Source organism: Chryseobacterium nepalense, assembly GCF_023195755.1.
Classification (GTDB): domain Bacteria; phylum Bacteroidota; class Bacteroidia; order Flavobacteriales; family Weeksellaceae; genus Chryseobacterium; species Chryseobacterium nepalense.
In genome coordinates this window covers 518,221-538,384 of record NZ_CP096203.1, presented here as the reverse complement: position 1 = coordinate 538,384, position 20,164 = coordinate 518,221, and the positions used below count along the sequence as shown (strand labels likewise).

Sequence of the window (20,164 nt, the reverse complement as noted above, 5' to 3'; positions counted from 1 at the left end):
ATTTCAGGTTCCTGAAATCTCTTATGTTGTATATCTGATTTTAAATGACGAATGTTATTATAGCTGTTTAAATTGTCAGTCCGTGGGTATTCTTTACCTGAGCCATGACAAAAGTACTGTGTGTACTTCCGATGGAAGGAACTGCTCCCAATATATTGAAAACAAAGTTTTGATATTGCTTCATATCCCGTACATACACTTTCAAAAGAAAATCAAAATCACCGGAAATACTGTAACATTCTGCTACCTCTTCAATTTCAAGGATTTCCCTTTCAAATTCCACGGCGAGATAGCTGTCGTTGCTCTTTAGCTTTAGCTGACAGTATACCGTGAAACCAAGATTCAGTTTTTCGGCATCCAGAATAGCGGCATATTTTTTAATATATCCTTCCTGCTCCAATCTTTTAACCCGCTCGAAGACAGGTGATGGTGAGAGGTTTACTTCTTTTGCAAGTTCTTTCACCGTCAGTTTTGAATCGTTTTGCAGTAATCTTAGCAGCTGTAAATCTTTATCGTCCAGATTGTCCATAGAATAATATTCTTTAAATATTGATACAGGACCAAATATAAAGAATTTTATTCTTTAATATTCATTAAAAAAAGTATTTTTTGCTTAATAAATTCCAATTGTATAATATATTATTCTTTATCCCTATTTTTACTAAAGACAATAACGCATTAAGCGTACTCCGCTGAATGGTTTCAATAAAAAGTAAAGGGAATATTTTATGTGAGAGACGCTCCTTTTCTGGAGTGCTCTCTTTTTTAGAAAGAACAAATATAATATAGTTAAAAATTACAATTAGTAAATTAATCTTAGGGGAGGCAGTTTTACATTTTTTGTATAACTGCTTTTTTATTTTGGTAATTCAGGGATTGTAATTCTTCCTGCTTTAGAAGACAAGGTTTTCAGAAAAGCCTCAAGCTGGACAATTTCTCTGTCAGACAGTTCAAGCATTCGTACCATTCCGGATTTTTCCGAGTTTAAAGTAATGCCTTCATGAATGGTAGTCCGCTTTTGGGAATACTCGGGATTTCCTTTGCTGTAAAACGCTATTACTTCCTGTAAAGTAGCCATAGATCCGTTGTGAAAATAAGGTCCCGTACGGGAAACTTCTCTTAGTCCGGGAACCCTGAATTTTCCGGCATCATCTACATTTTTTGTTACAAGATATCTTCCCAGATCCTCTCCCTTCTCCCCTAGTAACGATGTCCCGATATTTTCAAATGTATTGTTTGAAAAATATCCTGAATTATGGCAATTGATACACTGAGCTTTTGTTCTGAAAAGATGAAGTCCCATTAATTCGTCATCGGTATACACATCAGCTTTGCCGTCAATAAAATAATCAAATTTACTGGCGGAACTTCTAACCGTTCTCTCAAAAGTTGCAATCGCTTTTGAAATACGTTCTTTAGTAACGGATTTATCGCCAAATGCTTTTTCGAATAAAACCTGATAACCTTTTATAGCAGCAATCTTACCGGCCGCCATATCCATATGCCCGCTCATTTCCCGTTGGTCTTCAATGGGTTTTTGTGACTGTTTTTCCAGGGAATTGACACGGCCGTCCCAGAAAGGATTTTTAGCATACGCTGTATTGATGATACTCATGGCATTTCGCACTCCAAGCTGGCGGTCGTGGCCAAAAGAAAAAGTTCTGTTGTCACACCATCCCAACTCAGGATCGTGACACGATGCACAGGCTATCTGTTCCGATTTTGAAAGACGCGGATCAAAAAAAAGTGTTTTTCCCAACAATTCTTTTTCGGAAGAATATTGATTATCAGACGGAAAAGAAATTTCCGGTAAATGTCCTATTTCAGAGAAGGTTGAGATAGATTCGGTATCAAGAACAGATTTAGGCCACCTGGAAGGATCACCGGAAGAATACAAATTTCTCAGTTTATCCATAAAAGCAGCTTTTTCCCTGATTTCCTTTTTAACGGAAGTATTCAGGCAATTGTTTAAGACTGATACAAGAATAAATAAAACGAGAATCCAGCTGATCGCATTCTTCATGACATTCAATTTCAGCAAAAATAGATATTTTTTAAGGATAATTTATATTTAGCAAAAACTGAAAAAATTCACTTTCAAAAAACATTGCCGGTAATTCGCGGCTGTTTCATTTTATTTCAGCATTATTAAGAAAATTTAATTTATAATTATTTTCCATAACAGCAATATAATGAACTGCTTATAAAAAAACACACGGATATTTGCTGAGAAATAATCAATAAAAGCATTTTAAAAAAAATAAAATAAGTGAAAAATATGTGGTAGAATTAATTCTAGTGATGTAACAATAACCCACACTAAGGTGTCTTATATCTAAAACTTAGTTTTAATGAAAACCATTTTAATACCTATCGCCCTATTGACCGGCATACTTACCTTTGCACAAACAGAAAAGGACACGATAAAAACGCAGGAGAAAGAAATTGAAGCTGTAACGGTAACCGCAAGAAAGCCGACTGTAGAGTCTAAAGTAGACCGCACTGTTTTCAATGTTGCCAACAGCTCAATCCTTGCAGGAAATACAACATGGGATGTTCTGAGAATGACACCGCTGGTAAGTATTGATAATAATGATGCGATAAAGGCGGAGGGAGAATCTGTAACGGTTTATATCAATGACAGGAAATCCGTATTTACAGGAAAAGAGCTTAAGGAATATTTAAAAACCATTCCGGCGGACAATCTTATGAAAATAGAAGTGATTACAAGCCCTTCTTCCCGCTATGAAGCTACAGGAACCGTTATCAATATTGTTCTTAAAAAACGGGATGATGAAGGACTAAAAGGCAGTGTTACGCTTAACAACAGACAGAATACAAAAAATTCCCAGTATACCAACTTTAACCTGAATTATCACAGGAAAAATTTTACACAAACGCTTATCGGAAGCTATAGTGACAATACTTATGTTCAGAGAAATTCGAGCTTTTATACATGGTATCAGGATAATTCTACCAACCAGATCGACAGCTATATTATTGGAAGAAGCAAAAGTCCGTCGGTTTCATCAACATCGGAATTTGAAATTAACAATAAAAATACGGTAGGTATCATTCTGGAATACTACCAGAGCAATTCTACCTCCAATTCTGAAGCCGACAGAAAAGATTTCATTAATAACGATTTCACAAGTTCTTACGAGCAAAACCAAAATTCAAAAGGGCTTAACCGTAATTTGGGAACCAATATCTTCTACAAATGGTATGATAAAGAAAAAAATAAAATTCTGGATGTAAATCTGGGAACCAATTATTATGGGCAATCTGATGATAGCTATTTTATCAATAATATCTTCTCAGTGGCAGACGGATCATCCACAAGAGACCTGGGCGTAATCACAGATACGGAAAACAGAAATTATTATGCTAAGATTGATTATACACAACCAATCGGAAAAGAGGGTGCGAATTTTGAAGTAGGCGGTAAAATAAACTTCAACAACAACTTGATCCCCAATAATTTATATGGAAACATGCTGAGCGGACTAAGTGCTAATGACGTTTTTCATTATGAAGATCAGATTACATCGTTATATGCCAACTACAGCAGAACATTCTTCAAAAAGCTGGAAACAAGAATCGGGATTCGTTATGAATATATTGATTACAGGATCCGTCAGGATGTAGGAAGTGCTTACCGAAAAGACGGCTACGGAAGTTTTCTTCCTAATATTTTGCTGAAATATACATTTTCCGATAAATATGATCTGAGTTTAACTTACAACAGAAATATCTGGAGACCCTGGTACGCAGAATTTAATCCGTTTATGACCCCGAATACCGACGGAATTTACAGCCGTGGGAATATAGAGCTCAACCCCAATCCAAGTGACAGGCTGTATATGAAGCTTGGAATCCTGAAAAAATATTTTATCTCTGCAAGGTATATGTTTACCGATCAGGATTACTGGACGGATTATGTTAAAGAAGAAATTGATGTGAATGGTAAAAAAGAAACTATTAATATTACCCAGCCTTCTAACTTCACCGGGAAAGTTCACAAATATTATCTTTATGCAAACACCAACCAGACTTTCTTTAAGAATAAATTTACCGTGAATCTCGGGCTTGGATGGTATTACATCGACAATAGTGATTTTAATGCAAAAAATGGCATTAAAAGCAATGCCTACATCAGTTACCTGAGTGCTTCCACCAATTTGTCTTACACCAACCTTTTTAATAAAAATATTAACCTGAGTGCCTGGGTAGAAGTTTCTAATCAGAATAATGGAAATTCCACAACCAACAGAGCTAATGTATTCCATAATATTTCTGCAACCAAAATATTCCCTAAAACACAGATGGAAGTCAGCCTTCAGCTGATGAATATTTTCCAGAGACCGAATTATGATGCCACAACGTATAACCAGCAGGGATTTGTAAGGAGTTCTTCAAAATGGGACTGGTACGGTGCTTCCATATCATTTGTAAAACGTTTCGGAAACCAGAAAGTGAAAGAAAACACCAAGACCGATGTTGAGAAAAACGGCGGTGGAGGTAAGTAAATTATTCATCCTTATTTTAGAGCACGGATGTTGAAGCTTTATTGCTCACCATCCGTCTTTTAAGCTTTCATTAAACAATCATAAAAAATTGCCAAATGTCTTATTTTTATGGATTATGGCACGGATATTTTATAGATATTAAAAAATACTTAAGATGACACCAAGCTCTGAAATAAGAAGGATGATTAAAAAATATTTAACGATATCTGTTAAATCACAATTTGATCTTGACATAAATCTTGAAAAAGAATATGCTCTAACGGAAAATTTAGTTTCTAAAAAAACAATTGTTGCTCCTACTTTCACGAAAAATATATTATCGAGACCGGTGCTGAAATTGTTTTTGACATCACTGATTACCGAAATTAATAATGAAAAATGCAGTATGGAATTTATTATGGAAAAGATTAAATCTTTGCGCGGAAATGATTCTCAGCATATGCAGATGATATAAAAAGAATATCCCGGTACGAATACCGGGATTATTTATGTGTAAATAGCTTGTAAATTTCTTGTCATTTTTTACTGTAAAAAATTGGCGACCTTTTCTTCGAGATCTTCAAGATTGAATGGCTTTGCAACATAATCGTCTGCTTGAGCCTGTTTGGCGAGAGCCACGATGTCGTTATTGGCCGTTACATAAATGACCGGAATGTGTTTAAATTCCTCATGATTTTTCAGAAGTCTTGTAGCTTCCACCCCGCCGATTTTCGGAATCCAGTTATCCATAAGAATAACGTCCGGCTTATATTGCGCCACTCTTTCCAGAATATCGTGCGAAGTTTCGGAAATTTCCACCTGATAACCATTTTCTTCAAAAATGATGCTGATCACCTCAAGAATCGTAGTGTCATCATCAAAAATCAGGATTTTCTTTTTGTTCATATTCTTACTTAGTTGTTAGGGATTACTTTTTATATTTATTATAACTGATTGATATATTCGGATAGATTTTCGGGTTTTATAATTTTGTCATACGGTACTGCTTCTATGGCATGTCTGGGCATATAATCAACCTCTGCTGTTTCCGGATCCTGAATCCATACTTTCCCCCTATTTTTTTTGATATAAGATAAACCTTCCACACCATCGGCATTGGCGCCCGACAAAAGCACACCGATTAGATGCTCACCATAAATTTCAGCAGCAGATTTAAAGGTTACATCAATAGACGGACGGGAATAGTTCATTTTTTCCGAGCTGTCCAGCGACATCACTTTTTTATCCTCAAAAAGGACATGATAATCTGCGGGGGTAATATATATTTTATTATTTTCAATCTCTGTTTTATCATCTATCTCTACAACATCCAGCGGCGATAACTGCTGCAGTAATGCCTGAAGAATATTGGTAGAATGTGCTTTCCGGTGAAGCACCAGCAAAACAGGAACAGATATTACATCATTTAGTTTTTTAATCATATCAAGAATAACCTTGAGGCTTCCTGCGGAACCTCCTATAATTACTAATTCTGTTTTTATATTTTCGTTATTCAGTATCATTAATTATGATCTAATTTTTTCCAGATTCTCTGATCGTCAACCTGATGATAATTTTCATCTAATTTAGAAAATCTTAGGGTTTCTTTCGCACCTAATGCTAAAAAACCTAAATTTTCCAGACTATTATCAAATAAATGGAAAACTCTTTCCTGCAAACCCCGGTCAAAATAAATCAGCACATTTCTGCATATAATCAGCTGAAAACTGTTAAAAGAGCTGTCTGAAACCAGGTTATGAGTTGAAAGAATTAATTTTTCCTGTAAACTTTTATCAAATTTTACACTGTCGTAATTCGCTGTATAATAATCCGAAAAATCCTTTTTTCCTCCTGATAATATGTAATTTTCAGAATATAATTTCATCTGCTGCAGCGGGAAAACTCCCGATCTTGCCTTTTCCAGTACTGAGGGATTCAGATCTGTTCCGTAAATAAGGGATTTGTGGTAAAGATTGGCTTCTTTCAGAAGAATCGCGATTGAATAGGCTTCCTCTCCCGTAGAGCATCCTGCCACCCAGATTCTTATCAGCGGATATGTTCCCAGCTGGGGCAATATTTTTTCCCTTAATGCTTTAAAAAATAACGGATCCCGAAACATTTCCGTAACGTTTACGGTAATTTCTTCGATGAAGCGCTTCAGATATTCCGGATCATTCAGAATGGTATAGCGCAGTTCGGCAAAACTGGTAAAACGGTCTATTAAACAGATACGGTTTATCCTGCGTTTAAAAGACGCCCTGCTATACTCTGAAAAGTCGTAGCCATACATATCATAAACATCTTTAATCAAGTATTCTACCTCTTCATCTTTTATGATACTAGGTTCCAGCATTATGGTAATTTTTCAATGGCATTTATTAACTGATCCACATCAATCGGTTTTGATATGTAATGATTGGCTCCTGCATCAATACATTTCTGACGGTCTTCCGGCATAGCCTGAGCCGTAACGGCAATCACCGGCACTTTACTGATGGCAGGTGTGCTTCTGATGATCCTGGTGGCTTCATAACCGTCCATTTCCGGCATCATCATATCCATAAGGACAGCAGAAAACTGATTGTCTTTTTTAAGAATATTAATAGCTTCCTGAGCCATAGTACAGCTTTCTATCTGATATCCCCTGGATTTCAGGGTCAGTTTCAGGGCAAATATGTTTCGCGGATCATCGTCCACAATCAAAATTTTTTTATTCATCAGAATTTTAGCTGTTTACATTTCATATAACCAAACTCTAAGTAAGGATAATAACTGATCAATATCCACCGGTTTCGAAATATAGTCCGAAGCACCGGCAGTGATGCATTTTTCACGTTCCCCGATCATTGATTTTGCGGTAACGGCAATTATCGGCAACCTTGTATACATCGGCATTTTTCTAATCTGCTTTATCGTTTCGTAGCCATCCATTTCCGGCATCATCATATCCATCAGAATAACATCTACATCAGGATGTTCCTTGATCTGCTGCAAGGCGTGTTTTCCGTCCATTGCCACAACTACTTCCACTTTATATTTTTCCAGTGCTTTTGTTAAAGAGAAAATATTTCGTACATCATCATCGGTAATCAGTATTTTTTTACCACTTAATACTTCAGTTAAAGATCCCAGTGTTTTACTTCTTACGGTTTCAAGAGAATTATTTTTTTCTTCAACCAAATGCAGGAACAATCCTACTTCGTCCAGAATTCTCTGGTAAGAGTGTGCCGTTTTTACAACGATAGAATCTGCATATTGCTTTATTTTAAGTTCTTCTGACTTAGACAAATTCCGTTCCGTAAATATGATAATCGGAAGATTTTCCAGACCGTCATAGCTCTTTATGGATTCAATAATCTGGTATTCATCTCCTTTTGAAGATCCGATATCTAAAATTACACAATCTACATGACTGGCGGTAAGTGCTTTCACACTATCTTCTACATTCGTCTGCACCGATAAAGAGATATTAAAATTGCTTAAGAAATACGAAAGTGCACTCGCATGCTTCGCATTTTCTTCAACAATAAGCACTTTTTGCGGTGATTTGCTGAGTACTTCTTCAATCTTTCTGAATACTTCAGTCATCTGATCTAATGCAACCGGTTTGTTGATGAAATCAATAGCTCCTTTCATCAGACTTTCCTTTTTTACATGCAGTACAGACATCATATGTACCGGAATGTGTCTGGTTTCAGGGTTGGATTTCAGTTCATCCATTACCTGCCATCCGTCTTTTACCGGCAGCTGAACATCAAGGAGAATCGCGTGCGGACGATATTTCAATGCCGCAGAAATACCGTGATCTCCCCTTACCACTACAACAGCTTTATATTTCTGCATCCGGGCATATTTTAAAAGCGCTTTGGCAAAATTGGTGTCATCTTCAATAATAAGAATTACTTTGTCACCATCCTGGATACCCTCTCTGTCATCAGCTACATCTTCCGGAATTTCCAGGGAATTGATGGCGTTATAATACTCTTCTTCTCCGTCATCCAGAATGTTTTTTATTTCCTCCACATCTTCTCGGATGATCTCTACAAGATCCTGATCAGTTTCCATCGGTGCTATTTCAGATTCAGTCATTGCGCTTACCGGAATACAAAGACAGAATTCACTTCCTTCATTTACTTTGCTTTCCAGGGTGAGTTCACCACCTAAAAGCCTTGCAATTTCTCTGCTGATGGACAAACCGAGACCTGTACCTCCAAATTTTCTTCTTGTGGAACCATCTGCCTGCTGGAATGCTTCGAAGATAATTTTCTGCTTGTCTTCTGCAATACCTATTCCCGTATCTTTTACAGAGAAAACAATAAAGTCTTTCTTCTTATTGTCTTTTTTAATATTTAAATTGATACTTCCTTCTGTGGTAAATTTCAGAGCGTTTGACAATAAATTCCTTAATACCTGATCTACTCTTAAACGGTCGGTTTCAATGGTATTGTTCAGCTCACTGTCAATCTGTACGTTAAACTGAAGCTTTTTCTCCTGGAAGACCGGGTTAAAGAGGTTCTTTAAATCTTTAACGATATCATTAATTTCCACATCCTGATATTCCAGTGTCATTTTTCCGGATTCTATTTTTGCAAGATCAAGAATCTCATCAATCAGCGTCAGAAGGCTGCTTCCTGAGCTTTGAATTACTTTAGCCGATTCAATCTGATCTTCATTCAGGTTTTCTTCCGGATTTTCTGCCATCAAACGGGATAAGAGCAGAATTGAATTAAGCGGTGTACGCAATTCGTGAGACATATTTGCAAGAAATTCAGATTTGTATTTTGTGCTTAAAGCCAATTCTTCTACTTTTTTCTGAATTTCACTGTTACGTTCTGCAATCAGATGATTTTTTTCTTCCAGCAATCTTGATCTTTCTTCCAGCTCTGCATTGGCCTGCATCAGCTCTTCCTGCTGCACTTTCAGTTCTTCTTCAGAAGCCTGCAGCTTTTGGGTTTGTGCTTCAAGTTCTGTATTCAGGTTTTCAAGTTCCGAATGCTGCACCTGTAATTCTTCGGACTGTGCCTGTGTTTCTTCCAGAAGCTGCTGTTCTTTTTCGCGGCTTTTCGCAGCGTTGAGCGCAACCCCGATATTTCTTGTACATTCAATGAAATAATCAATCCTGCTTTCATCAAAATTATTGGTAGATCCCAGTTCCAGCACCCCGATAATGTTGCCGTCTGCAAAAACCGGCAGTAATAATATTCCGTAAATTTTTATGGCACTGCTGGCAAAGGTTACTACAAAATCTTCTTCATGAAGATTATTATAAACCTGTGTTTTTTTGCTAATGAAAGTTTGTCCTACCATTCCTTCTCCGGGTTCAAAAACTTTTTTCATATTGTTTTCCAGTCCGAAAGCAGCTTTCAATTTCAGCATTCCTTCATCATAAAGATAAATTGATCCGTTGATGCATTTTCCATATTCAATGATCTGTTTCAAGGCATTATCTGAGACTTCCTGTACCGATTTGTTCCCCATAAGAGATTCATTAAGCAAAGCAAGACCTTTCTGGCGCCAGTCGCTGGCATTAATTTTATCGAAAGAAATTTTCAGTGATTCGGTCATGTGATTAAGTGACTCAGCAAGATCTCCAAGATCGTCCTGGGAGTTATCCGTAGCCCTTTGGCTGTAATCTCCGTTGGCAACCCTGTTGGCAATTTCACGGATTGCACTTACTCTTTTGCTGATTTCAATATCTTTAGCCTGAAGTGCCCTTTCAAGCTTGTCCCTGCGAATAAGGTCTGCCCGTAATTTCAGATAAAAGAATGTGGTTACCACAATGGCAGCAATGGCAGAAAATATGATGAATAAAACCGTAGTGTTGGATGATCTTGTAAGGTCTTTGTTTTTGATAGCGAGCTGTGACTCTTCGGTTTGTACAAATTCCTGAACAATTTTCCGGCATCTGTCCATATATGACTTACTCATAAGAACCTGCTCCTGGCTCATGACAATGCCTTTTTTCCTGTTGTCTACAAAATGTTTCAGATTTGAAATGTTCGTGTTAACATTTCGTTCAAGCTCATGTAAAAGTTTCACCTGATTTTCATCGGTAATATCAAGGTTTTTTGCCCGTTCTATTGCTTTTGGAAATTCAATAAGGCTGCGATTGAAAGGATCGAGGAAATTTTCCCGGCCGGTAAGCTGATATCCCCGGCTCCCGGTTTCAGCATCCAGTAAAGAAATCAAAACATCTTTAACGGCAGTGATGGATCTCCGGCTTTTTGAAAGGCTTTCCCGGTTTTCCATCTGTTTTTGTATGCTTACATAAGAGGCAATTGAACTCGCAATCAGTATCACTAAAGAGAGTCCTACTCCAAACTGAAGATTTCTTATAATTTTTTTCGGCATTGAAAATTAGTTTAATGGTAATGTGAAATAAAACGTAGATCCTTCATCTACTTTACTGGAAACACCAATACTTCCATGATGCTGCTTAATGATTTCAGAGCATATGAATAATCCTATCCCCATCCCCTGAAACTGGAGGGAAGATTCTTCAACACGATAAAACTTCCTGAAAACAGCTTCCTGCTTGAAATCCGGAATACCGATTCCAAAATCGGTGACATTTACCTTTACTTCCTGCTCTTCTTCATCTACAAAAGTGGTAACAATTACCTGATTGTTTTTAGGAGAATATTTAATAGCGTTCGTTAAAAAATTGATGAGGACCTGCTCAATGCGGATTTCATCAAGCGGAATAAGAATATCGGGCTTCACGCCGTCGCGTTTTATTTTCACACGATTTTCATCATGAGTCTGAAGAATGGTATCGATCGCATTGCTGATAACACTTTCCAGATTGGTTGGTTTTTTATTAATTTTAAGCTTACCGTTTTCTATTTTGGAAACATCAAGCAAATCGGTAATGAGGGTATTAAGTTTTTCGATCTGGTCCTGAACTTTAGTCACGAAACCTGCTTCAGCACTTTCTTTATCAAGCTTAAGTTTCCTTTCAAGAAGCTGAACATATGCTTTAATACTTGTTAAAGGAGTTTTGAGTTCGTGGCTGGCAATACTCAGGAATTCATCTTTTTCCTTTTCTACTTTCTTCTGATCGTCAATATCCGTAAAAGTTCCCACCCAGTTTTTGATTGAATCTCCGTCGTAGACAGGAGTTACCCTAAGAAGATGATAACGATACTTACCGGATTCCATTTTCTTGATTCTGACTTCAAGCTCTAACGCGGTTCCTTTTTTTCTGCAACGCTTTAATTCTTCTTTGATATTGAAATCATCAGGATGAGTCTCGGGAAATTGTTTTTCAGATTGGGAATATTCGTACCACTTGCCATTTACAAAATCTATAACTCCTTCTTCATTTAATGTAAAAGCGATCTGCGGAAGTGATTCCAGCATCAGATGAAAATGATCGATTTGTGACTTCATGGTAACCTGGGATTCCCTTCTGCCTTTTACTTCAAGCTCCAGGCTTTGCTGCGCTTTCTTCATCGCGAGATTCTGTTCCTGAAGACTGTAGAACGTTTTCACCTTCAGCATAAGAATTTCGGGGTCTACCGGTTTTGTCACGTAGTCTTTACCTCCTGAAGCGTAACCCCGTGTAATAAATCTTTTCTCAGTATTTACCGCAGACAAAAATATAATAGGTACTTCTTTGGTTTTGCTATAACCGGCAAGTGTTTCGGCCACTTCAAAACCATCCATATCGGGCATCTGTACATCTAAAATAATTAATGCATAATCATTCTTCAGTGCTTTTCCCAACGCTACTTCACCGGAGTCAGCCGTATCCACCTGAAAATCTTTTGATTCCAGCAGTTTTTTCAGGGAATAAAGGTTGCTCTGGTTATCATCAACAATTAAGATCATAGAAATATAAAATCAATAATTAATTATATTTAGTTCAACATCAAAAATACTCACAATATTCCGAAAAACAGTAATGTTTTAGCGATTATAGTTGTAGGTACCACATTACTGTGAATATTATTTAACATTAAAAAAAATTGTAATGGACGCAGCAATATTTATTCCACTGAATCAATATTTTAGAAATATTTATAATTTAAAATGAAATAAACTTAGAAAATTTTCCTTTAAAATTATAATTCACGGCACAGTGTTTGAATATTGACTGGCAACACTTTTTCACTTAAATATATACTTTCAAATTATAAACCCCTGTATTTTCAGGGGTTTATTGTTTTTCAAGTGTGATTATAACCTATGGTACATATTCTTCTATACCTATAAGTTTACTCTGCGCCTTCAAAAATTTTCTCGTTAAAATCAAACATACAATTGTCTGTTAAGATATGTACTTTAAGATTTTCAGCATAAATAGGCGATCCTTTTTTCACCGTATCAATATTTGTTTGTCCAATATTTTCAGCGTTTAGCAGCCAAACCATACCAGATCCGCGACACGTTGCTTTATATCCTTCCTCAATAAGTAGTGCCGTATCTTCACCTAGACCAATTCCCCAGCAATGCTGATGAAGGATAACAGCGTGCGCAAGCCTTCCGAACCTGGCGCGATGCACGAAATGAGTATCTATAATGCAGTTATTGATAAAGCCCAATCCGGAATTCAGTTCGATGTCATGTTCAAGCATTGCTTCACCATTTACGGCTTCCATAATGATGATTTCCGGAATACACATGGCTCCGGCACTGGTACCTGCAATGGTAAAATCTTTCTCATTGGTGTATTTTTCCTTAAGCAAATATTTCAATGCAGAATCTTTTAATTTTTCATAAATCCTGCGTTGATCTCCACCCGTAAAAAATACTGTTTTTGCTGCTGAGACTCTTTTAAACTGATAATCAGTATGCAATTGATCATCGCAGAGATCCAGAAAGTCAAAATTAGTATATCCAATTTCAATGAATGTTTTGGTATAGGTCTCCCGAATACTTTCCGGCTCGGAGCTTGCGATTGTAATAACCTCAATCCTGTCATCTTTTGAAGCAGTGAGAAGCTTTAAAATTTCATGTGGTGAAAAATCTTTGTTTTTTTCTTCCATTTCGGAGTCGTTCCCGTTTTTATCTTCCTTCCCTCCTATGATTAACAATCTTCCTTTTGCCATATTATACTATTCTGCAGTTAGTGTAAAGTATTTTATTTATGTACCGTATTCAGAAATTCCCCGTTTTTCAGCGGACAGCCTCAAGAATATTACCTTTAAGGTTTCCACGAATAGGATGTTAATTTCTTAAAATCGTTATTCATTATCCGTCGGTACGTTCTTAAGATTATCCTGGCTCTGCAGCGTGTCAGAGCGTTGCTCCAGGGTATTAATGGTGTCAGATTGTCGGTTGTTAACGGTTTCCCCTTTGTTTTCCTGATCAGTATACTGCGTTTCTGATTTTGTACAGCCCATAGTGACTGTAAAAATTAACACTGTGAAAATTATTTTTTTCATATTTAAAAATTTGGTATTCTCAAACTTATTGAATAATCGATGAGCTTTTTATGACGGTAATCACAATCTAATAATGGTGAAATTTCTATAACTTTATCAAAATATAACTGTATATTTATGATCAGGATCATAATTGAAACTTTTTTCAATTTGATAAATTTAAAAATGTGGTATACCCCTAAATCCAATTAAAGCAGATTATTATTATGTTAATTGAAGAACAACTCTTACTGTCTTACGGCGCAGAAATTGAAGACCTCGATTCTTCGTATGTCATTTTCGAGGAAGGCAGCACTCCGAAATTTTATTACCAGATCATAAAAGGCAGAATAAAACTCAATCACTACGATGAAGACGGAAAAGAGCTTATTCTTGCGATCCTAAGTAAAGGACTGAGCGTGTGTGAGCTTCTTTTATTTATTGATGAGAAATATCCCGTTAACGCCATTACTTTCGAAGAAACCAGTGTACTGAAACTTCCGAAAAGTGATTTTATCAGACTGCTGGATGAAAATGTCCAGATTTCCAGGGATATCAATAAATTTTTATCCGAACGCCTTTATTTCAAATATATCATGCTGGAAAACAATACTTCCTTAAGGCCTGATGTCCGCATAAAAGGAGCCCTTAATTATCAGAAAAGTTTCAGTGATAATCAGGAGCAATTTTCATTTGAAGTTCCGCTTACAAGAAAAGATATCGCATCCATAACCGCTTTACGGGTCGAAACGGTAATTCGCACCATTAAGAAACTCGAAAAAGAAGGTTTTTTGAAAATTATTAACAGAAAAATATTTATTTAAAGCAAAATTGCTTTTTAATGCTGAAATTTGCAGAAGAAACTTAAAAAATGAATTGGATCATCTTAATTATTGCAGGATTATTTGAAGTTGCTTTTGCGTCATGTCTGGGAAAGGTAAAAGAAACAAGCGGAACCACTATGTACCTTTGGTTCGGGGGTTTTCTGATCTCTCTTACCATAAGTATGCTGCTGCTCATTAAGGCTACCCAAACCCTTCCTATCGGAACGGCATATGCCGTGTGGACAGGTATTGGCGCAGTGGGAACGGTATTAATGGGAATTTTCTTTTTTAAAGACCCGGTAAGCTTCTGGAGAATCTTTTTTATTGTAACACTAATCGGTTCTGTTGTAGGTCTTAAAGCAGTTTCTTCTCATTAAACTTTATTAAAAAATAGGTATGAGCTTAAATAATTTAAATCTATTTAAATATTATTGAACCCAAGCGGAAAAACCCCTGAAGTTTATTAAAGAATAAATAACTAAAAACGTCTCCGGTTTGGAGACGTTATTTTTTATAAACGATGGGTAAAATTTCACTTTTCCTGAGTCCGTATTTTTCAATTTCTTCATCTGAAAAATGCTGGGAATAGAAATTGGCATCTGTTTCAAAGCCTGCTTTCTGAAGCCTTTCGAAATAATCCATCCCGTACCAGCGTACGTGGTCATACTGCCCGAAATGTTTTTGTCGTTCTTTGGGATCTGTGATGGTAAAATCTTCATACGTTTTTTGCAACGTGTTTTTCATCGGAACCTGTAATATTCCCCATCCTCCTGGTCTTAGCACTCTATATAATTCGCTCATTGCTTTAGCATCATCAACAATATGCTCCAGTACATGATTACAGAAAATGATATCGAAACTTTTATCTGCAAACGGAAGGTCGAGAATATCTGCTTTTACGTCCACAATGGGAGAAAAAAGATCCGCCGAAATATAATCCAGATTACTCATCCTTTTGAATTTTCTTAGAAATTCCTGTTCGGGAGCAATGTGCAAAACTTTATGGTTTTTAATAAAAAAATCCGTTTCATTCTGGAGATACAGCCACATCTGGCGATGTCTTTCGAGACTTAAAGTCCCTGGCGATAAAGCATTTTCTCTTTGTTTACCATACCCGTAAGGAAGAAACTTCCTGTAGGACCGTCCATCAATAGGATCAACAAACCGGTCTCCTTTAAACAGCTGGTAAATAAGCGGCCTCGCCCAAATGCTTAACCTAATAAGCATAGGACGCGGAATTTTATTTAATAAAAATTTGGCTGCCTTTTTCATTTAAAAATCCAGTTGAAAAGCTTTCTCTTCATCACTTTCAATACCCAGGGCATCGTAAATATACTGAAAGGTGGAAAGCAACACGGGTTTTCCGTTGATCACGGCAACATCATGCTCAAAATGTGCGGATGGCTGATTGTCAAGAGTAGTGACTGTCCAGCCATCATTATGGAATTTTACTTTTTCCGTACCGAGATTAATCATGGGTTCAATGGCAATTGTAAGTCCGTCTTTGATTGCTTTTCCGCTACCCTGTCTTCCGTAATTGGGAACCTGAGGATCTTCATGCATCTGTCTTCCGACACCATGTCCCACAAGCTCTCTTACAACACCATATCCCTCTTTTTCACAGTGCGATTGTATGGCATGAGAAATATCTCCGATTCTTTTTCCTCTGACACACTGCTCAATTCCTTTGTAAAGAGATTCTTTAGCAACTTTCAGAAGCTTTTTGGTTTCCGGTTTTACTTCACCGATTTCAAAAGTGTAGGCATGATCGCCCACAAAACCATTCAAAATAGCACCACAATCTACGGAAAGCACATCGCCTTCTTTGATTTCTTCTTTGCTGGGGAAACCGTGAACTACCTGTTCGTTTGGTGAAATACAAAGGGAATACGGAAATCCTCCATATCCTAAAAATGCAGGCTCCGCGCCATGATCTTTAATAAAATCATGTGCCAGTTTATCCAAATATAAAGTGGTAATTCCCGGTTTGATTTCTTTTGCCAGCATTCCTAATGTTCTGGAAACCAATCGGGCACTTTCTTTCATAAGACGAAGCTCGTCTATTGTTTTTAATTGAATCATTTTTTAATTATAAAATGTAACAATATAACAGTGTAACCATGTTCTGATTGGTAGATTGTTATATTGGTAAATTGTTACATCGGATATTCTACCAGAACAATCCTTTTTTCTTTTCTTTTTTAAGCTTTGAATAAGCCAGGACTTCTTTTCCTTCAACCCGGAATTCTATTCTCTCCTGAATAATATTGTAGATTTCACCCCAACCCGGAAATCCTCCCAGATTTCTGTCATCTATGAACCAATCTGCATCAATTTTTCTGGATTGATTTTCGGAATCAAAAACTTCTCCTTCAAAGCTGGAATTTACCGCATAAAACTCAACACCGTTTTTCATACAGAATTCTACGGCTTCATCCAATGCTCTTCCGTGACGGTAAGTCCAAAGGATAAGTCTGTATCCTTCCGACTGAAGTTTTTTTAGTGTTTCAAAAGCAAAAATCTTCGGTTTGCCAATCGCGGGATAAGCATCATCAACAATAGTTCCGTCAAAGTCAACTGCAATTTTTTTATTATTCATTCTGTGAATTTGTTTTTAAAAATGCAAAGATACAAAAAAGAACGCCCAAGTATACTCCGGCGCTCTTACTTTTATAATTTAATAATATAGATTAACTTTTTACCCAGCTGAACTGGAACTGCAGATCCGGAGTTGATATTCTGTCCGTAATTTTCTGAAGTCTTGCCGGAAGCTTCATCAGGTATTCCTGAGCTTTTTCGGCTTTTTCATTAAGACCTTTAACGTGTTCTATTTTCCACTCGTCAAGAAGTTCTTTCATAATGTTGATGTAATCCTGACCTGTGTACACCATACATCTCTGTGCTGCATCTGAGAAATGGCCCCAAAGCTCACCGGCTTTCTGTCCGGACTGTCTCATCATGTGAGCAGGCATTACAATTTTCTTGCGCATCATATCTTCAAACGCAAGGATCATTTCCGAAGGATCTATTTCCAGGATCTTTGCCACAAAATGCTTGTAAGCTTTGGCATGTCTTGCCTCATCGGCGGCAATAACGCCACACATTTTAGCCAGCTTCCCGTTTCCGGATTGTTTTGCCAGCGTCCCTACTCTTCTGTGAGAAATATTAGTGGCTGTTTCCTGAAAACTTGTGTAGATAAAGTTTCTGTACGGATCCATACTTGTTCCCAAATCAAAACCGTCATTAATCAGGTATTGGGTGGTTACTTCCACTTCTCTCATATTTACTCTTCCGCACAGATAAAGATATTTGCTCAAAAGATCACCGTGTCTGTTTTCTTCAGCGGTCCATGCTCTTACCCAGTGTGCCCAGCCTACTTCTCTTTGCTCCTGATCTACACCGTCTACGCCCATCAGCCAGGATTCGTAGGAAGGTAAAGCTTCTTCCGTAATACAGTCTCCGATAAGGGTTACAAAAAGATCATAAGGCATTTCTCTTGCGAACGTCTGAATTTCTTCAAGATCATATTTAAATTCTGAGCTTGAAGGATCCGGAAGATAATCAGAAGGTTGCCAGATCTTCTCGATTGGCGTTAAAAATTTATCCAGAAAAGAGCCTACTTCCTTTTCCAAAATTCCCATTACTTCTTTCCTAACAAGCTTTTGATACATTTTATAAATTTAGGTTTAATTTGCAAATTTAAGTTTTTATTTATTATTTAGAACATAATAAACTGTTAATTGTTCTAATATTAATCATAAAAATGCCGCTATACATAATTATAACGGCAATTTATCTCTTATATTATTATTTTAGCTTACTAATATATCTCCGGTCATTATTTGTGGTATTTCCACACCCATTACTTTTAAAATGGTAGGCGCCACATCACCAAGCTTGCCAGGTTTCAGATTCCAGGTATGGTCTTTATCCATCACGATAAAAGGAACCAGATTGGTTGAATGCTGCGTGTTTGGTGATCCGTCCGGGTTAATCATAACATCTGAATTCCCGTGGTCGGCAAGAATGAAAACTGCATAGCCATGCTCATACGCTGTAGTCGCTACTTTTTCAATACATTGATCCACTGTTTCCGCTGCTTTTACAGCCGCTGAAAATACACCTGTATGACCTACCATATCGGTATTGGCAAAATTTAAACATATAAAATCCGCAGTCTCATTTTCAAGTTCCGGAAGAATGGCATTGGTAATATCGTAGGCTGACATTTCCGGTTTAAGATCGTAAGTAGGAACATCTTTAGGACTCGGGCAAAGCAGTCTTTTTTCTCCGTTAAAAGGTTCTTCCCTTCCTCCTGAAAAGAAGAATGTTACGTGAGGGTATTTCTCAGTCTCTGCAATCCTGATCTGTGTTTTATGATTTCTTTCCAGGATTTCACCCATCGTTTCATGCAATACTTCTTCATCGAAAACCACGTGTACGTTTTGGAAGGTTTTATCATAATTCGTAAGTGTCACATAATACAATGGCAGCTTTCTCATGAAATATTCCGGGTTATCATGCTGTGTAAGCACTTCTGTGATTTCACGGCCTCTGTCTGTACGGAAATTGAAACAAATAACAACATCATGATCTGTGATTTTAGCCACCGGAACCACATTTCCAATTGCGGTGGAATCAATCATGATAATCGGTTTCATGAATTCGTCGGTAATATTTTCGTCGTAGGATTTTTGAATTTCCAGCAAAGCATTGGTTGTCTGCGCTCCTACTCCTTCCACCATTGCATCGTAAGCAATTTTTACACGTTCCCATCGTTTATCTCTGTCCATCGCGTAATATCTTCCTACAACAGAAGCAAGCTTGCCTACCGTTTTTATCATATGTTCCTGAAGATCTTCAATAAAACCTTTTCCGGAATGCGGATCGCAGTCGCGCCCATCTGTGAAAGCATGAACAAATACGTTTTCACGTAGTCCAAATTCGTGTGCCGCCGTAAGAAGTCCTTTAAGGTGATTGATATGGGAATGCACACCTCCATCTGAAACCAGACCGATAAAGTGTACTTTCTTATTTTCTCTTTTAGCATATTCAAATGCATCCTGAATAACTTTCTGCTGGCCTAGAGAACCATTTTCCACCGCCATATTCAGCTTTACCAGATTCTGATATACCACTCTTCCCGCACCCAGATTCATATGTCCTACTTCGGAATTCCCCATTTGTCCCGCCGGTAATCCTACCGCCAGGCCGCTTGCTTCGAGGGTTGTATGCGGAAAGTTTTTAAGGCAGTTATCTATAAATGGTGTATTGGCTTTATCAATGGCTGAAACATCAGGATTCATTCCCAATCCCCATCCGTCAAGGATTGCTAATATTGCTTTTTTCGACATTTTGTATAAACTTTTGTATTACAAATTTATTTATTTTGAAATGAATTGAAGAATTGAAGGACTTAAAATTTATTTAAAATTGTTTTATCTAAACCTTGCAGGTTTGAATG

Annotated in this window: 19 protein-coding genes; 4 read left to right on the top strand and 15 right to left on the bottom strand. The window is 37.2% G+C overall.

Translation table 11 applies throughout. The annotated features are described in order from the left end of the window. Positions 1-67: 67 nt before the first annotated feature. Positions 68-529 (bottom strand): Lrp/AsnC family transcriptional regulator, encoded by a 462-nt coding sequence (locus M0D58_RS02145; RefSeq protein ID WP_248393285.1) that lies wholly within the window; start codon positions 527-529, stop codon positions 68-70. Positions 530-856: 327 nt separating this feature from the next. After that, positions 857-2,023: a cytochrome-c peroxidase gene (locus tag M0D58_RS02140; protein WP_248393284.1), complete on the bottom strand. Its 1,167-nt coding sequence runs from the start codon at positions 2,021-2,023 to the stop codon at positions 857-859. 328 nt (positions 2,024-2,351) lie between these two features. On the opposite strand from M0D58_RS02140, the gene M0D58_RS02135 reads away from it, so the two are divergent. Continuing rightward, positions 2,352-4,529, top strand: a complete 2,178-nt coding sequence (locus tag M0D58_RS02135; protein WP_248393283.1) for an outer membrane beta-barrel protein — start codon at positions 2,352-2,354, stop codon at positions 4,527-4,529. Between the two features lie 181 nt (positions 4,530-4,710). Beyond that, positions 4,711-4,983 (top strand): hypothetical protein, encoded by a 273-nt coding sequence (locus tag M0D58_RS02130; RefSeq protein ID WP_248393281.1) that lies wholly within the window; start codon positions 4,711-4,713, stop codon positions 4,981-4,983. A gap of 68 nt (positions 4,984-5,051) precedes the next feature. Here the strand turns inward: M0D58_RS02130 and M0D58_RS02125 are convergent, their stop codons facing one another. From M0D58_RS02125 to M0D58_RS02090, 8 genes are all read right to left on the bottom strand, one after another. After that, positions 5,052-5,414 (bottom strand): response regulator, encoded by a 363-nt coding sequence (locus M0D58_RS02125; RefSeq protein WP_072882970.1) that lies wholly within the window; start codon positions 5,412-5,414, stop codon positions 5,052-5,054. 38 nt (positions 5,415-5,452) lie between these two features. Continuing rightward, positions 5,453-6,031, bottom strand: a complete 579-nt coding sequence (locus M0D58_RS02120; RefSeq protein ID WP_248393278.1) for a chemotaxis protein CheB — start codon at positions 6,029-6,031, stop codon at positions 5,453-5,455. Next, positions 6,031-6,861, bottom strand: a complete 831-nt coding sequence (locus M0D58_RS02115) for a CheR family methyltransferase (RefSeq protein WP_248393277.1) — start codon at positions 6,859-6,861, stop codon at positions 6,031-6,033. The genes M0D58_RS02120 and M0D58_RS02115 overlap by 1 nt, the downstream gene beginning before the upstream one ends. Then, complete coding sequence (locus M0D58_RS02110; protein WP_248393276.1) at positions 6,861-7,226, bottom strand: response regulator; 366 nt, start codon at positions 7,224-7,226, stop codon at positions 6,861-6,863. The genes M0D58_RS02115 and M0D58_RS02110 overlap by 1 nt, the downstream gene beginning before the upstream one ends. 15 nt (positions 7,227-7,241) lie before the next feature. Beyond that, positions 7,242-10,859 carry a response regulator gene (locus M0D58_RS02105; RefSeq protein WP_248393275.1) on the bottom strand — a complete coding sequence of 1,206 codons (3,618 nt, stop codon included), beginning with the start codon at positions 10,857-10,859 and terminating at the stop codon, positions 7,242-7,244. A 6-nt stretch (positions 10,860-10,865) separates the two neighbouring features. Then, positions 10,866-12,341 (bottom strand): hybrid sensor histidine kinase/response regulator, encoded by a 1,476-nt coding sequence (locus M0D58_RS02100; protein ID WP_248393273.1) that lies wholly within the window; start codon positions 12,339-12,341, stop codon positions 10,866-10,868. A 386-nt stretch (positions 12,342-12,727) separates the two neighbouring features. Then, positions 12,728-13,561, bottom strand: a complete 834-nt coding sequence (locus M0D58_RS02095; RefSeq protein ID WP_248393271.1) for a cyanophycinase — start codon at positions 13,559-13,561, stop codon at positions 12,728-12,730. A 135-nt stretch (positions 13,562-13,696) separates the two neighbouring features. After that, positions 13,697-13,897 (bottom strand): hypothetical protein, encoded by a 201-nt coding sequence (locus M0D58_RS02090; RefSeq protein ID WP_248393268.1) that lies wholly within the window; start codon positions 13,895-13,897, stop codon positions 13,697-13,699. Between the two features lie 206 nt (positions 13,898-14,103). Here M0D58_RS02090 and M0D58_RS02085 point away from each other — a divergent pair, with 206 nt between their 5' ends. Both M0D58_RS02085 and M0D58_RS02080 read left to right on the top strand, forming a co-directional pair. Next, positions 14,104-14,700, top strand: a complete 597-nt coding sequence (locus M0D58_RS02085; protein WP_248393266.1) for a Crp/Fnr family transcriptional regulator — start codon at positions 14,104-14,106, stop codon at positions 14,698-14,700. Between the two features lie 47 nt (positions 14,701-14,747). Further along, positions 14,748-15,077 carry a DMT family transporter gene (locus M0D58_RS02080; protein WP_248393264.1) on the top strand — a complete coding sequence of 110 codons (330 nt, stop codon included), beginning with the start codon at positions 14,748-14,750 and terminating at the stop codon, positions 15,075-15,077. Positions 15,078-15,204: 127 nt separating this feature from the next. Here the strand turns inward: M0D58_RS02080 and M0D58_RS02075 are convergent, their stop codons facing one another. From M0D58_RS02075 to gpmI, 5 genes are all read right to left on the bottom strand, one after another. Then, positions 15,205-15,972, bottom strand: coding sequence for a class I SAM-dependent methyltransferase (locus M0D58_RS02075; protein ID WP_248393262.1), 768 nt, complete (start codon positions 15,970-15,972; stop codon positions 15,205-15,207). Further along, positions 15,973-16,782, bottom strand: coding sequence for a type I methionyl aminopeptidase (gene map, locus M0D58_RS02070; RefSeq protein ID WP_248393259.1), 810 nt, complete (start codon positions 16,780-16,782; stop codon positions 15,973-15,975). Positions 16,783-16,870: 88 nt separating this feature from the next. After that, positions 16,871-17,299 carry a BT0820 family HAD-type phosphatase gene (locus tag M0D58_RS02065; protein ID WP_072882997.1) on the bottom strand — a complete coding sequence of 143 codons (429 nt, stop codon included), beginning with the start codon at positions 17,297-17,299 and terminating at the stop codon, positions 16,871-16,873. A 91-nt stretch (positions 17,300-17,390) separates the two neighbouring features. Then, a complete protein-coding gene (locus M0D58_RS02060; RefSeq protein WP_248393257.1) occupies positions 17,391-18,371 on the bottom strand; it encodes an acyl-ACP desaturase in 981 nt (326 codons plus the stop codon). A 141-nt stretch (positions 18,372-18,512) separates the two neighbouring features. Continuing rightward, a complete protein-coding gene (gene gpmI, locus M0D58_RS02055) occupies positions 18,513-20,054 on the bottom strand; it encodes a 2,3-bisphosphoglycerate-independent phosphoglycerate mutase (RefSeq protein ID WP_248393256.1) in 1,542 nt (513 codons plus the stop codon). Between the last annotated feature and the right edge of the window lie 110 nt (positions 20,055-20,164).